The organism is Mycobacterium sp. (genome assembly GCF_035274705.1).
In the GTDB taxonomy this organism is placed as follows: domain Bacteria; phylum Actinomycetota; class Actinomycetes; order Mycobacteriales; family Mycobacteriaceae; genus Mycobacterium.
The window spans coordinates 58,890-72,809 of record NZ_DATENY010000119.1 but is presented as its reverse complement, the minus strand read 5'-3'; the positions used below and the strand labels follow the sequence as shown (position 1 = coordinate 72,809).

The following is a 13,920-nucleotide window of genomic DNA, read 5'->3' as shown; positions in this document are numbered from 1 at the left end:
TGGAGCCTCCTAGAAGTCGGTAACGCTAGGCGAATACTACGCAGCGTAGACCACCGCCCGGTGCCGCTCTCGACACACCTCTTCGATTAGGCATACTGGCGCGGTGTGCGGACTGCTGGCCCTGCTTACCGACCCGTCCGCTGACGTCGCCTCGTCGCTCGTCGACGCGGTTTCGGGGGCCTCGCACCTCATGCGCCACCGCGGCCCCGACGAGCCGGGCACCTGGTCGGACGACCGTGTCGTACTGGGCTTCAACCGGCTCTCCATCATCGATATCGCGCACAGCCATCAGCCTCTGCGTTGGGGGCCGCCCGAGTCGCCCGACCGCTACGTGCTGGTGTTCAACGGCGAGATCTACAACTACCTCGAACTGCGCCAGGAGCTTTCGGCGGATCACGGTGCCGTGTTCGGTACCGACGGCGACGGCGAGGCGATAATCGCCGCCTACCACCACTGGGGCGCCGACGCGCTGACCCGGCTGCGCGGCATGTTCGCGTTCGCGTTGTGGGACACCGTCAAGAGTGAGTTGTTCTGCGCCCGCGACCCGTTCGGCATCAAACCGCTGTTCATGGCGACCGGATCGGGTGGGACGGCGGTCGGCAGCGAGAAAAAGTGCCTGCTGGACCTGGCCGACACCCTCGGCATCGATCTAGGCATCGACGATCGCGCCGTGCAGCACTACACGGTCCTGCAATACGTGCCCGAGCCGGAGACGTTGCACCGCGGCATTCGCCGGCTCGAGTCGGGCAGCTACGCGCGCGTGCGGCCGGGAAAGCCACCGGCGGTGACGCGCTACTTCACGCCGCGGTTCACCGCGAAGCCGTTCGTGAATGGCAGTGAGCAGAGCCGCTACGACGAGATCACCGCGGTGCTCGAGGATTCGGTCGCCAAGCACATGCGCGCCGACGTCACGGTCGGAGCCTTCCTGTCCGGAGGCATCGACTCCACCGCGATCGCCGCCCTGGCGATGCGCCACAACCCGCGACTGATCACCTTCACCACCGGTTTCGAACGGGAGGGCTTCTCCGAGGTCGACGTCGCGGTCGCGTCGGCCGAGGCGATCGGCGCGCGGCATGTGACGAAGGTGGTCAATCAGGCCGAGTTCGTCGCGGCCCTACCCGAAATCGTCTGGTATCTAGACGAACCCGTCGCCGACCCGGCGCTCGTGCCGTTGTTCTTCATCGCCCGTGAGGCCCGCAAGCACGTCAAGGTGGTGTTGAGCGGCGAGGGCGCCGACGAATTGTTCGGCGGCTACACCATCTACCGGGAACCGTTGTCGCTCAAGCCTTTCGACTATCTTCCCCGGCCGGTTCGACGCTCGTTGGGCAAGGCGTCCAAACCGCTGCCGGAGGGCATGCGAGGCAAGAGCCTGCTGCACCGGGGGTCGTTGACCCTCGAGGAGCGTTACTACGGCAATGCGCGCAGCTTTTCCGACGCCCAACTGCGGGCGGTGCTACCGGGCTTCCGCGAGGAGTGGACGCACACCGACATCACCGCGCCGGTGTACGCCACCTCCGACGGTTGGGACCCAGTGGCGCGCATGCAGCACATCGACCTGTTCACCTGGCTGCGCGGCGACATCTTGGTCAAGGCCGACAAGATGACGATGGCCAATTCGCTCGAACTGCGGGTGCCGTTCCTGGACCCCGAAGTCTTCGCGGTGGCGTCACGGCTGCCTGCCGACCAGAAGATCACCAGGGCCACGACCAAATTCGCGCTGCGCAAGGCGCTGGAACCGATCGTTCCCGCGCACGTGCTCAACCGGCCGAAGCTGGGCTTCCCGGTGCCGATCCGGCACTGGCTGCGGGCGGGTGAACTGATGGACTGGGCCTATGCGACGATCGCGGCTTCACAGGCCGGCGACTTCGTGGATCTTGCCGCGGTGCGCGCCATGCTCGACGAACACCGCAGCGGCACAAGCGATCACAGCCGCCGACTGTGGACGGTGCTGATTTTCATGCTGTGGCACGCGATCTTCGTCGAGCACAGCGTGACCCCACAGATCAGCGAGCCGACCTACCCGGTCCAGCTCTAGGCCAGCGCTGACGCGATCTCTGCGGCCGCCTCTGCGCCGTACGCGTCACCCAGTCGCTTCACCGCGGCATCCCTGTCCCAGGTCCACTCCTGCGGACCTGGCGCCTCAAGCACCAGCGTGGCGACCATCGACGCGAGTTGTGCGGACCGCTCGAGGCTCAACCCTGCGCTGCGGCCGGTCAAAAAGCCCGCTCGGAACGCGTCGCCAATGCCGGTCGGATCGTCCTTGTGGGTTTCAGGCACCACATCGACATGGACGAAGGTGCCGTCGCGGCCGACGATATCGACGCCCTTCTCCCCCAACGTCGTAATGCGCATCTGGATCTGGCCCATCACCTCGGCCTCGGACCAGCCGGACTTCTGCAGCAGCAGATCCCATTCGTAGTCGTTGGTGAACAGGTAGCTCGCGCCGTCGATCAGCTTGCGAATCTCCTCGCCGGACAACCGGGCCAGCTGCTGGCTAGGGTCGGCGGCGAAGGCCAGGCCCAGCTTGCGGCACTCCTCGGTGTGCAGGAACATCGCGTCGGGGTCGTTGGCTCCGACAATCACCAAATCTGTTGTGCCCGTTCGTGATACGACGTCAGCAAGCTTGATGTTGCGAGCCTCCGACATCGCGCCGGGGTAGAACGAGGCGATCTGGGCCATGGCTTCATCGGTCGTGCAGACGAATCGCGCCGTGTACGCCGAGTCGGAGATGAGGACGCTGTCGCAGTCCACGCCGTGCGACGTCAGCCACTGCCGGTAGTCATCGAAGTCCCTGCCGGCGGCGCCGACAAGTGCGACGTCGCCGCCGAGCACGCCGATCGCGAACGCCATGTTGCCGGCGACGCCACCGCGATGCACCACAAGATCATCGACGAGGAAGCTCAGCGACACCTTTTGCAGGTGATCGGCGAGCAGCTGCTCGGAGAACCGACCGGGAAAACGCATGAGATGGTCGGTCGCAATGGATCCGGTCACCGCAATGGTCACGAACAGTCACACCCTTCGTTTATTAAGTCGCCTAGATAACCTTATCCAGACTAACGTTCTTGCCAGGGGCACTGCCCCGGCCGTGCGCTAACCTGCGTACAAGTGCCCGCCCGGCCACTGTAGACAAGCGATTTCATCCAGACACCTCGGGGGAGCAAATACATGGCAGGTCCGTACCCGCCCGAATACGGCGCCGGACCGGTCGGCCCGCAAATGTACCCCGAATCATTTCCCCAGCAGCCCTTTCCGCCGCACGATGCCTCGCAGCCGTATCCGGCCAATGTTCCGTCGCCATATCCGGGCATGCTGCCGCCGCCGGTGCAATATCCGAAACAGCGGCGCACCAAACTCATCGCCGGTGTGGCATTGGTCGTGGTTATCGTCGTCGCTGTGGTGACCGCCATTGTGTTCGCGGTCGGCAGCGACAGATCCGGCGGCCACACCGTGCTCACAGATGCGTCAGCCAAAGCGGCAATTCAGGAGTATTTGGACGCCCTGTCGAAGGGTGACGACGAAACCGTGGCGCGTCACACCCTCTGCGGGCTGTTCGACGCGGTCAAGGAGCGCCGATCCGACCTGGCGCTGGCCAGCCTGAGCAGCGACGCCTTCCGCAAGCAATACAGCCGGGCCGAGGTGACCTCGATCGACAAGATGGTGCAGTGGTCGCCCAATCAGGCGCAGGTGCTTTTCACGATGCGGGTCGCCCCGGCACCCGGATCCCGCGGTCAGTCGGGCGACGGCGAACAACAGGCCGTCGCGCAGCTACTCGCGCAGGACAACGAGGTGCTGGTCTGCTCGTATCTGCCGAGAACGGCCGGTCAGTACTGACGCCGGAGCCACCCGGCCCGGCGATGACTCAGTTGAAGGAGTCGCCGCAGGCGCACGATCCCGTCGCGTTGGGGTTGTCGATGGTGAAGCCCTGCTTTTCGATGGTGTCGACGAAGTCGATCGTGGCGCCCTGCACGTAGGGGGCGCTCATCCGGTCGACGGTCAGCGCCACGCCGCCGAACTCCGCGCAGAGATCGCCGTCGAGCGCACGGTCATCGAAGAAGAGGTTGTAGCGCAGGCCGGCGCATCCGCCCGGCTGGACGGCGATGCGCAGCGCGAGGTCGTCGCGACCCTCCTGGTCCAGCAGTGCCTTCGCCTTGGCGGCCGCGGCGTCGGTGAGGGTCACGCCGTGGGTGGCGGTAGCTTCCCCGGAAGGCGGGGCCGTCTGGTCGGAAACAGTCATTACTTCTCCCCTGTGGCATGTTCGTGGGTAGACCGTCGGTCCACTTCATCAACGGTACCTTGTTTGCGGCCTATTCCCGACTTATCCCCAGGTCGACGATGTCACAGTGGCCAACCCCACCAGCTGGTTTGCCGCATCGTCGATAGCCAGCCGAACGGAGCCGGCGTGCGCGGCGATCGAGTGCGCCGCGGCGATGCCCGCCGTGCGCAGCGCCGCATCGTCGAGCGTGACCTGACCGGCGAGTACGAGCACGGGGATGTTCCGAGCCCGCGCCCCCTTGGCGATCGCGCTCACCACTTTGCCGTGCAGGGACTGGTCGTCGAACCGGCCTTCACCGGTGATGACGAGATCTGCGGCCGCCACGTCGTCGGCCAACCCCGTGTATTCCGCGATGATCGACGCCCCGGATTCGCGGCGACCGCCGAGCGCCAGCAGTGCGGCCCCGATGCCGCCGGCAGCTCCTGCGCCGGCGTCGTCACTGATTGTGCGGCCCGCCGCCGCGTCGAGCTCGGCGGCCCAGTCCCGCAGACGCCGCTCCAAGATGACGACGGTGTCCGGATCTGCTCCCTTCTGCGGGCCGAACACCCTTGCGGCGCCCATCGGCCCGAGCAGCGGGTGCTCGACGTCGGTGGCGGCGATCAGCTCGACACCGGTTAGAAGCGCGCGGGCCGCGCCAAGGCCGGAGCCTGTTGTGCTCCTCGCGTGCGCAGCGAGTTCGTCGACCATGCCGCGGCCGCCGTCGGTGCAGCTGCTGCCGCCGAGCCCGACCACGATCCGTCCTGCGCCGGCCTGCACCGCGGCGGCGATCAGCTGTCCGACTCCCCTGCTGTGCGCGTCGAATGCGGTCTGCACGGTCGGCGGCCCACCGAGTAACGCCAGCCCGCACGCCTGCGCGCATTCGATGTAGGCGGTGACCGGCGGAGCCGGGTCTAGTACCCATTGCGCGCAGACCTCTGCGGTCAGCGGTCCCGTGACCCGCAGGGTGTGCAGCTCGCCCAGCCGGGCCGCCAGCACACCGACAAAGCCTGGGCCACCGTCGGACTGCGGCGCCAGCGTCAGTTCGTCATCCGGGCGGGAGCGGCGCCAGCCGGCGGCGATCGCCTCGGCGGCCTGGACGGCGGTGAGGCTGTCGCCGAAGCAGTCGGGGGCGATCAGTACCCGCATCACGGCAAAGTACCCTGACAGGCGTGAATCTGCTGGGCCGCAAGAAAGACAACACGGGCTCGGCGGCGTCCGAGGACAGCACTGCGGCTGGCCAGGAGAGCGCCACCGGCACCACCGCCCCCAAGGGCAGGCCGACCCCGAAACGTAGCCAGGCCGCCCGCAAGCGTGGTCCTGTCGCGCCCGCCCCGATGACTGCCGCCGAGGCGCGCCGCCGGCGCAAGGAAGTGGGCGGCCCGAAGCTCTCGCGCGAGGAACGCAAGGCGGAGCGGTTGACCCGCCGCGCCGACATGGCCGACCGCCGCGAAAAGATGATGGCCGGCGAGGACGCCTACCTGCTGCCGCGTGACAAGGGTCCGGTGCGCCGACTCGTCCGCGACGTGGTGGATTCGCGGCGCAACGTGCTCGGCCTGTTCATGCCGGCCGCGCTGGGCCTGATCTTCATCATGCTCGCGGTGCCGTCGGTCCAGGTGCAGCGGTTGCTTTCCCCCGCGATGCTGGTGCTTGTGCTGGTGATGGTGATCGACGGCTTCATCGTGGGCCGCAAGGCGAACAAGCTTGTGGACCAGAAGTTCCCGGACAACACCGAAAGCGGTTGGAAACTAGGCTTTTACGCGGCCAGCCGCGCGTCGCAGCTGCGCCGGATGCGCGCGCCGCGGCCGCAGGTCAATCGCGGCGACAAGGTCGTCTGACCGCCGGTGCGCACGCTGGTGCTCGGTGGTATCCGGTCGGGTAAATCGCAGTGGGCGGAGACGGTTATCGCCGAATCGACTCGCGACGGGCGCGAGGTGCGCTACCTCGCCACCGGCGCGAAACCCGACGATGACACCGAATGGGCGGCGCGAATCCAGACACACCGGGCGCGGCGCCCACCGCATTGGACGACCGTTGAAACCGTCGATGTGCCAACGCAATTGCGCTCCAACGCCGCAATCGCAACGCTGGTCGACGATATCGGTGGCTGGCTGACCGCCGTGATGGATCGCCGCGCAGCCTGGACGGGTGGCTCGGTGGACGACGACGTGGACGACCTGGTCGGCGCGGTGAGCTCCTTCGGTTCGCCACTGGCCCTGGTAAGCCCCGAGGTGGGGTTGACGGTGGTGCCCCAGACGGCATCGGGGCGCAGGTTCGCCGACGAGCTCGGCAGCCTCAATCAGCGGCTGGCCGCGCTCTGCGACAGGGTGGTGCTGGTGATCGCCGGACAGCCAATGACCGTCAAGGAAGCGTCGTGACCGAGTTTGCGCCGATCTCGGCGCCCGACGCCGAGGTGGCTGCGGCGGCCCGGGACCGGCAGAACCGGTTGACGAAGCCGCCCGGCTCATTGGGCAGGCTCGAGGACCTGTCGGTTTGGGTATCGGCGTGTCAGGGTGTCTGTCCCCCGCGACAGTTTGAGCGCGCCCGGGTCGTGGTGTTCGCCGGTGACCACGGGGTGACCAGGGCCGGGGTGTCCGCGTATCCGGCCGAGGTCACCGCACAGATGGTGGCCAACTTCGACGCAGGCGGCGCCGCCATCAACGTGCTGGCCGAGGCGGCCGGCGCCAGCGTGCGGGTCGTCGACATCGCCGTCGACGTCGACGAGCCGCTGTCACCGTCGATCGGTGCGCACAAGGTCCGGCGGGCCAGCGGCAACATCGGCGTCGAGGACGCGTTGAGCGCCGACGAGGCGGTCAACGCGGTCGAGGCGGGTCGGCGAATCGCAGACGAAGAGGTCGATTCCGGCGCGGACCTCTTGATCGCGGGCGATATGGGAATCGGAAACACAACGGCGGCAACCACCTTGATCGCGGCGCTCACCGATTCCGAACCCGTCGCCCTGGTGGGCAGGGGAACCGGGATCGACGACGCGGCTTGGGCGCGCAAGACGGCCGCTGTCCGCGACGCGCTCTACCGTGCCCGCGGCCTGACGGCGAAACCAGTTGAGCTGCTGAGGGTTTGCGGCGGAGCCGATCTCGCGGCGATGGCTGGCTTCTGCGCGCAGGCCGCGGCACGACGCACGCCGGTGCTGCTCGACGGCGTGGTCGTGACCGCGGCCGCGCTGGTGGCCGAGGCGCTCGCACCTGGTGCGCGGAAGTGGTGGCAGGCGGGCCATCGTTCCACCGAGCCGGCCCATGCCGTGGCGCTGCAGCAGCTCGAACTCGAGCCGCTCGTCGACATGCGGATGCGGCTCGGCGAGGGCACCGGCGCCGCCGTCGCGTTGCCCATCGTGCGCGCCGCGATCGCGACGCTGGCATCGATGGCGACGTTTGACGAGGCCGGCGTCACCACGTGATCCGTTCGGTCACAGGCGCGTTCGCGTTTGGATCCATCCTTCCGGTAAGGAGTTCAGCCGGCGTCGGCCAGGGCGTCATGACCGCCCTGCCCCTCGTTGGCGCCGCACTCGGCGCACTGGCCGCGGGGGTGCTCTTGGCGTCGTCGTGGGCGTTCGGCCACGGCAGTCCGTTGGCCGGCGTGCTGGCGGTCGCGGTCCTGCTGGTGGCGACGCGAGGGCTGCACGTCGACGGTTTGTCGGATACCGCCGATGCGCTCGGTTGTTACGGGCCGCCGGAGCGGGCGCTGGAGGTGATGCGCGACGGCTCGGCAGGCCCGTTCGGGGTGGCCGCCGTCGTCGTCGCGATATTGCTGCAGGCCTTCGCATTCGCGCAGCTGAGCGCGGTCGCTGTGATCGTCGCTGTGACCGCGGGCCGGGTGGCCGCGGTGGCTGCATGCCGGCGGTCGGTGCCTGCCGCTGCCGGCAGCACGTTGGGCGCGCGAGCGGCGGGTACACAACCCGCGGCGATCGTGCTGGCATGGGTCGCCGCAGTGGCCGCGCTGGCGGTGCCGGCCGACACCCGTCTGTGGCAGGGGCCCGTCGCCGTCGTCGCCGGGCTGGCGTGCGGCGCAGCGCTGGTCGCGCACTGTGTGCGCCGGTTCGGCGGCATCACGGGCGACGTGCTTGGCGCCGCGGTCGAGGTGACAACGACGGTGGCCGCCGTCGGGCTCGCGATCAGCTGAGCCGGGCCATCCACCCGTGCGTGTCGGCGAAGGTTCCTCGCTGGATTCCGGTCAATGTATCGCGCAAGGCCATCGTGATCTCGCCGGGTCCGCCGTCGGCGATGGTGAACTCACCGTCAGCGTGGCGGACCTTGGCGACCGGCGTGATGACGGCGGCCGTGCCGCAGGCGAACACCTCGGTGATCTCCCCCGCGGCCACCTTCTTCTGCCACTCGTCGACGTCGATCTTGCGTTCCTCGACGGCGAATCCGGCGTCGGTTGCCAACTGCAGCAAGGAATCTCGCGTGACACCGGGCAGGATCGACCCGGAAAGCTCCGGTGTGACGAGCCTGGCGGTGCCGCCGCTGCCGAACACGAAGAACAGGTTCATCCCACCCATTTCCTCGACGTAGCGGCGCTCGGTGGCGTCGAGCCACACCACCTGATCGCAGTCGTTGTCGGCGGCCTGCGCCTGTGCCAGCAGCGACGCGGCGTAGTTGCCGCCGAACTTCGCTGCACCGGTTCCGCCCGGGCAGGCCCGCACATATTCATGCGACAGCCACACGCTGACCGGCTTGATGCCGCCCTTGAAATACGCCCCCGCGGGAGACGCGATAATCAGGTAGCGGTATTCGGTCGCGGGGCGTACACCGAGGCCCGGCTCCGTGGCGAATATGAAGGGCCGCATGTAGAGCGACTCCTCGCCGCCTGCCGGCGGCACCCACCGCTCTTCGACGGCGATCAGCTGGCGCAGCGACTCGATGAACGTCTCTTCCGGCAGCTCGGGGATGGCCAACCGCCGTGCCGATGTCCGCAGTCGCCTGGCGTTGGCTTCCGGCCGGAACGAGACGATCGAGCCGTCGGCCCAGCGGTAGGCCTTGAGCCCCTCGAACACCTCTTGCGCGTAGTGCAAAACGATCGCCGACGGGTCGAGTTCGATCGGGCCGTACGGGATCACCCGCGCGTTGTGCCAACCCTTACCGGCGACGTAGTCGATCGACACCATGTGGTCGGTGTGGAATTGACCGAACGGCGGATCAGACAGAATCGACGCCCGTACCTCGTCGCTGGCCGCGTTCGGGTTGCGCTCAACCGTGAACTCGAGGGGGCCGTCAGTCATGAAACGATTGTATATCCGCTAGCTACCGGGTTTTTGCCTCGATAAACGGCGGGGGCACCACTTCACACTCGAGCCCGCGACCTCGCACATCGACCGAAACCGTCTGCCCGTCCGCGATGGCTTTATCGGTGTCCAGAAGCGCCAGTGCGATACCGACTTTCAAAGTCGGAGAAAAAGTTCCCGACGTCGTCACCCCGACTGGCGTGTCACCTTCGAGCACGGTGAGATCGGGCCGCAACACGCCGCGGCCGGTGGCCTTCAACCCCCGCAACAGACGGCGCGGGCCGGATTCTTTCTCCGCCAGCAGCGCATCGCGGCCCCAGAACTTGTCCTTTTTCCACCCGATCGCCCAGCCACAGCGGGCCTGCAGCGGCGAGATGTCGAGCGAGAGCTCGTGACCATGCAGGGGATAACCCATTTCGGTGCGCAGCGTGTCGCGGGCACCCAACCCTGCCAGTTCGCCCCCCGCGCTGCCGACCGCGTCGACGAGAGCATCGAAAACCACGCCGGCCTCATCCCACGGCGGCAGGAGTTCATATCCGTGCTCGCCGGTGTAGCCGGTGCGGCACACGCGCACAGGTACGCCGCTGAATTCGGCGTCGGCGTACCCCATGTAGTCCATGTCGGTCGGCAGGTCTAAACCGCCGACCACGTCGGCGGCTTTTGGTCCCTGCACCGCGAGCACGGCGTACGAAGAGTGCTCGTCGGTGATCGTGATGCCAGCGGGTGCGCGCTCCTTCAGCGCCGCGACGACGGCGGGGGTGTTCGCGGCGTTGGGCACCAAGAAGATCTCGTCATCGCCGACGTAGTAGGCGATCAGGTCGTCAATGACACCGCCTGAATCGGTGCAGCACAACGTGTATTGAGCCTTGCCCGGGCCGATACGACGGAGGTCGTTGGTGAGTGCGGAGTTGACGTATTCGGCTGCGCCGGATCCTCGCACGAGCGCCTTGCCGAGGTGGCTCACGTCGAAAAGCCCCACAGTGTTGCGAGTTGCGGTGTGCTCGCTCACGGTGCCCGCATAGCTGACGGGCATCAGCCAACCCGAGAATTCGGCGAAACTTGCGCCGAGTTGACGATGACGATCCTCGAGGGGGCCATGCAGTACTTCGCTCACGGTTCACACCTTAGGGTGGACGCTCGTGAGCCCCGCAATCTCCGGCTATCAAGCCCCCAGTGTCACCGTCAGCTCGAAGCTGCCGAAGAGCGCCAGCGACGCGGTGCTGATCGTTCCCGTCGTCAACGGTGACGAGTCGCCATCCGTGCTGGCCGGCGAGCCGCACCTCGGCAGCGACGCGATTGGTGAGATCGAATCGGGGCTGCGTGCGATCGGCGCGACGGGGGGCGAAGGACAGGTCAACCGCCTGGTGATCGGGTCGCTGCCGGTGGCCAGCGTGTTGACGGTCGGGCTGGGTGCAGCGCGCGACGACTGGCCCGCCGACAAGATCCGGCGGGCGGCCGGCGTCGCAGCGCGGTCTTTGGACAAGACCGAGTCGGTGGTGACGACGTTATCGGTGGTCGACCTCGGCGCGACGGTCGAAGGGCTGATTCTCGGCGCGTACCGGTTCACCGATTTCCGCAGTGAGAAGACCGCGCCCAAGGACAGCGGCCTGCAGTCGATCACGGTGCTCGCGGCCGACACCAAGGGACGGACGAAAGATGCGGCCGCACGGGCGGCAGCGGTCGCGACCGCGGTGGCCACTGCCCGCGATCTCGTCAACACACCGCCCAGCCACTTGTTCCCAGCCGAATTCGCCAAGCGCGCAAAGGCTTTGGGCGAGGAGGCCGGGCTCGAGGTCGAGGTGCTCGACGACAAGGCGCTCGCCAAGGCCGGTTACGGCGGAGTGATCGGTGTGGGCAAGGGCTCATCACGGCCTCCTCGGCTGGTGCGCCTGGCATACCGCGGCAAGAAGCGCGGTGGCAAGACCGTGGCGCTGGTCGGCAAGGGCATCACGTTCGACACCGGCGGCATCTCTATCAAGCCGGCGGCCAACATGCACCACATGACCTCCGACATGGGCGGTGCGGCCGCTGTGATCGCCACCGTCGTGCTTGCGGCCAAGCAGCAGTTGCCCATCGACGTGATCGCGACCGTGCCGATGGCCGAAAACATGCCGTCGTCGACCGCACAGCGGCCCGGCGACGTGCTGACCCAGTACGGCGGCATCACGGTCGAGGTGCTCAACACCGACGCCGAGGGCCGGTTGATCCTGGCCGACGCGATCGTGCGGGCGTGCGAGGACAACCCCGATTACCTGATCGAAACCTCGACATTGACCGGTGCCCAGACCGTGGCGCTCGGCGCACGCACGCCCGGCGTGATGGGCAGTGACGAGTTCCGCGACCGGGTTGCGAAGCGTTCGCAAGAGGCCGGCGAGAACGGCTGGCCGATGCCGCTGCCCGAGGAGCTCAAGGACGACCTCAAGTCGACGGTGGCGGACCTGGCCAACGTCAGCGGCTCGCGCTACGCAGGCATGCTGGTCGCCGGCACCTACCTGCGCGAGTTCGTCGCCGACGGAGTGCAGTGGGCGCATATCGACATCGCCGGCCCGGCGTACAACACCAGCGGTCCGTGGGGCTACACCGGCAAGGGCGGCACCGGCGTGCCGACCCGCACCATGTTCGCGGTGCTCGAGGACATCGCCTCGAACGGCTAGAGCACTCTGGCGCGCGCGGAACTGCGCATCGCCTGCGGCAGCAGGTGGGCGACGCCGTAGACGAAATAGGCCTCCGGCGCCACGGGCCGTATCGGCTTGTTCTTCTTGACGGCCGACACGATCGCCTTGGCCACCTTGTCAGGTCCGTATCTGCGTGCGGCGAACGCCTTTTCGAGCTGTACCCGGCGCGCCTCCACTTTGGCTTGCGTTGCGGCAGGCACGTCGAATCTCGTGGTGTGCACGATGTTTGTGTTGATCACCCCGGGGCACACCGTGGTGAGCCCAACCCCGGCCTGATCCAATTCGGCGCGCAGGCAGTCACCGAACATGAATACCGCGGCCTTGCTGGTGGAGTACGCATTCATCGACTGCTGCGGTGAGTAGGCGGCCATCGACGAAATGTTGACGATGTGCCCGCCGGTGCCACGGTCGACGAGTCGGCGGCCAAATGACCTGCAGCAGTTGACGACTCCGCCAAAGTTGATCGCGAGTACACGGTCGAATTCCTCGCGCGGGGTCTCGAGGAACAGCCCTGCGTGGCCGACGCCCGCATTGTTGACCACGATGTCGGGCATGCCGTGGGCGGCACTGATCTGCTCGGCGAATTGCTCGACGGCGTCGGCGTCGGCGACGTCGAGCCGGTAGGCGTGCGCAACCCCGCCGCGCGCGGTGACCTGCGCGGCGGTCTCCTTGACACTGGCCTCGTCGATGTCGCTGATCACCACCTCCGCGCCCTCACGCGCAAACGCGAGCGCGGTCTCGCGACCGATGCCGCTGCCCGCACCGGTCACGGAAACCAGTGTGTCGCCGAAGTATTCGCGCGGACGGCCGACCTGCGCCCGCAACAGCGATCGCGTGGGCGGCTTGCCCTGGACGAAGTCGACCAGTTCGGTGACCGATGCGGCAAGCACGTGAGGGTGCGACATCGGTGACCAGTGCCCGGCTTTGATATCGCGGCGCCACAACCGCGGCACCCATTTGCGGGTGTCGTCATAGATGTACGGCCGCACATACGGGTCGTTGGTGTTGACGATGACCTGCACCGGCACGTCGACGTAGCGGTCCTTGCGGGCGCTGGTCGTCGTCCGCAGGTAGTTGGCCGCGTACACCTTCATGCTGTTGGCGGCGTCGACGGCGAAGGTGTCGGAATGATGGATCTTTTCGACCGGGATGCCGTCGCGCACATTGAGCATGCGATCCATCAACCCGGCGCCGAACGCCGCACGGACCAGCAGACGCGGCAGCACCGGTATCGAGAACAAACCCATGTACGAGAAGCGCAGCAGCTGGCTCAGCCCACGCAGGAACAGTCGCGGGCGATAGGGCCGCTTGAGGTTTTCCATGATGTAGCGGTTGATGTGATCGCCGCTCGGGCCGGACACCGAGGTGAACGAGGCGATGCGGTCACGGGCATTAGGGCGGGACAGGTACTCCCACATGCCCGCCGATCCCCAGTCGTGAGCGAGCACGTGCACGGCCTCGCCTGGCGCGACGGCATCGACCACGGCGGCGAAGTCATCGGCGTAGCAGTCCATAGTGTACGCCGAAACCGCTTTGGGCACAGAGGATTTGCCGACACCGCGGTTGTCGTAGCGCACGATCCTGAATCGGTCGGCCAGCAGCGGCACCACACCGTCCCACAGCACATGTGAGTCGGGCCAGCCGTGAACGAGCATCAAGGTGGGCCCGTCGGGGTTGCCCTCTTCGTAGACCGCGATCCGGACACCGTCAGCCGTGTCCACGAAACGCTGCGCTGCCATCGCACACCTCCCGCA

At 67.3% G+C, this 13,920-nt stretch carries 13 protein-coding genes; 7 read left to right on the top strand and 6 right to left on the bottom strand.

Going from position 1 to position 13,920, the window contains the following annotated elements; all coding sequences use genetic code 11:
- Nucleotides 1-103: 103 nt before the first annotated feature.
- The gene (gene asnB / locus VJV41_RS25275) at nucleotides 104-2,035 is read left to right on the top strand and encodes an asparagine synthase (glutamine-hydrolyzing) (protein WP_325338400.1); all 1,932 of its coding nucleotides are present in this window, start codon (nucleotides 104-106) and stop codon (nucleotides 2,033-2,035) included.
- Here the strand turns inward: asnB and VJV41_RS25270 are convergent.
- On the bottom strand, nucleotides 2,032-3,006 hold the full coding sequence (locus tag VJV41_RS25270; protein ID WP_325338398.1) for a carbohydrate kinase family protein: 975 nt from the start codon (nucleotides 3,004-3,006) through the stop codon (nucleotides 2,032-2,034). The genes asnB and VJV41_RS25270 overlap by 4 nt on opposite strands.
- 162 nt (nucleotides 3,007-3,168) lie before the next feature.
- Here VJV41_RS25270 and VJV41_RS25265 point away from each other — a divergent pair, with 162 nt between their 5' ends.
- Nucleotides 3,169-3,834, top strand: a complete 666-nt coding sequence (locus VJV41_RS25265; RefSeq protein WP_325338396.1) for a hypothetical protein — start codon at nucleotides 3,169-3,171, stop codon at nucleotides 3,832-3,834.
- A gap of 28 nt (nucleotides 3,835-3,862) precedes the next feature.
- Here the strand turns inward: VJV41_RS25265 and VJV41_RS25260 are convergent, their stop codons facing one another.
- Together VJV41_RS25260 and VJV41_RS25255 are read right to left on the bottom strand one after the other, a co-directional pair.
- Nucleotides 3,863-4,237, bottom strand: coding sequence for an iron-sulfur cluster assembly accessory protein (locus tag VJV41_RS25260; RefSeq protein WP_325338394.1), 375 nt, complete (start codon nucleotides 4,235-4,237; stop codon nucleotides 3,863-3,865).
- An 81-nt stretch (nucleotides 4,238-4,318) separates the two neighbouring features.
- Entirely contained in the window at nucleotides 4,319-5,401 is a 1,083-nt protein-coding gene (locus VJV41_RS25255; RefSeq protein WP_325338467.1) for a glycerate kinase, read from the bottom strand.
- Between the two features lie 23 nt (nucleotides 5,402-5,424).
- On the opposite strand from VJV41_RS25255, the gene VJV41_RS25250 reads away from it, so the two are divergent.
- Genes VJV41_RS25250 through VJV41_RS25235 form a run of 4 tightly spaced genes read left to right on the top strand, consistent with a single transcriptional unit; the run spans nucleotide 5,425 to nucleotide 8,389 of the window.
- Nucleotides 5,425-6,090, top strand: a complete 666-nt coding sequence (locus VJV41_RS25250) for a DUF3043 domain-containing protein (protein ID WP_325338392.1) — start codon at nucleotides 5,425-5,427, stop codon at nucleotides 6,088-6,090.
- Between the two features lie 6 nt (nucleotides 6,091-6,096).
- The gene (locus tag VJV41_RS25245) at nucleotides 6,097-6,630 is read left to right on the top strand and encodes a bifunctional adenosylcobinamide kinase/adenosylcobinamide-phosphate guanylyltransferase (protein WP_325338390.1); all 534 of its coding nucleotides are present in this window, start codon (nucleotides 6,097-6,099) and stop codon (nucleotides 6,628-6,630) included.
- Nucleotides 6,627-7,667, top strand: a complete 1,041-nt coding sequence (gene cobT / locus VJV41_RS25240; RefSeq protein ID WP_325338388.1) for a nicotinate-nucleotide--dimethylbenzimidazole phosphoribosyltransferase — start codon at nucleotides 6,627-6,629, stop codon at nucleotides 7,665-7,667. Before VJV41_RS25245 ends, cobT begins: the two co-directional genes overlap by 4 nt.
- Nucleotides 7,664-8,389, top strand: coding sequence for an adenosylcobinamide-GDP ribazoletransferase (locus VJV41_RS25235; RefSeq protein ID WP_325338386.1), 726 nt, complete (start codon nucleotides 7,664-7,666; stop codon nucleotides 8,387-8,389). The genes cobT and VJV41_RS25235 overlap by 4 nt, the downstream gene beginning before the upstream one ends.
- On the opposite strand, the gene VJV41_RS25230 is transcribed toward VJV41_RS25235, so the two are convergent.
- Nucleotides 8,382-9,488 (bottom strand): branched-chain amino acid aminotransferase, encoded by a 1,107-nt coding sequence (locus VJV41_RS25230; protein ID WP_325338384.1) that lies wholly within the window; start codon nucleotides 9,486-9,488, stop codon nucleotides 8,382-8,384. The genes VJV41_RS25235 and VJV41_RS25230 overlap by 8 nt on opposite strands.
- Before the next feature lie 22 nt (nucleotides 9,489-9,510).
- A complete protein-coding gene (gene gcvT / locus VJV41_RS25225; RefSeq protein ID WP_325338382.1) occupies nucleotides 9,511-10,605 on the bottom strand; it encodes a glycine cleavage system aminomethyltransferase GcvT in 1,095 nt (364 codons plus the stop codon).
- A gap of 37 nt (nucleotides 10,606-10,642) precedes the next feature.
- On the opposite strand from gcvT, the gene VJV41_RS25220 reads away from it, so the two are divergent.
- Nucleotides 10,643-12,145, top strand: coding sequence for a leucyl aminopeptidase (locus VJV41_RS25220; protein ID WP_414685054.1), 1,503 nt, complete (start codon nucleotides 10,643-10,645; stop codon nucleotides 12,143-12,145).
- On the opposite strand, the gene VJV41_RS25215 is transcribed toward VJV41_RS25220, so the two are convergent.
- Nucleotides 12,142-13,905, bottom strand: a complete 1,764-nt coding sequence (locus VJV41_RS25215; RefSeq protein WP_325338379.1) for an SDR family oxidoreductase — start codon at nucleotides 13,903-13,905, stop codon at nucleotides 12,142-12,144. The two genes, VJV41_RS25220 and VJV41_RS25215, sit on opposite strands and share 4 nt — an antisense overlap.
- Nucleotides 13,906-13,920: the final 15 nt, after the last annotated feature.

Coding starts and splice junctions, on each gene's coding strand:
- VJV41_RS25265 (WP_325338396.1), top strand. CDS start 3,169: ATGGCAGGTCCGTACCCGCCCGAATACGGCGCCGGACCGGTCGGCCCG.
- VJV41_RS25255 (WP_325338467.1), bottom strand. CDS start 5,401: ATGCGGGTACTGATCGCCCCCGACTGCTTCGGCGACAGCCTCACCGCC.
- VJV41_RS25260 (WP_325338394.1), bottom strand. CDS start 4,237: ATGACTGTTTCCGACCAGACGGCCCCGCCTTCCGGGGAAGCTACCGCC.
- VJV41_RS25215 (WP_325338379.1), bottom strand. CDS start 13,905: ATGGCAGCGCAGCGTTTCGTGGACACGGCTGACGGTGTCCGGATCGCG.
- VJV41_RS25230 (WP_325338384.1), bottom strand. CDS start 9,488: ATGACTGACGGCCCCCTCGAGTTCACGGTTGAGCGCAACCCGAACGCG.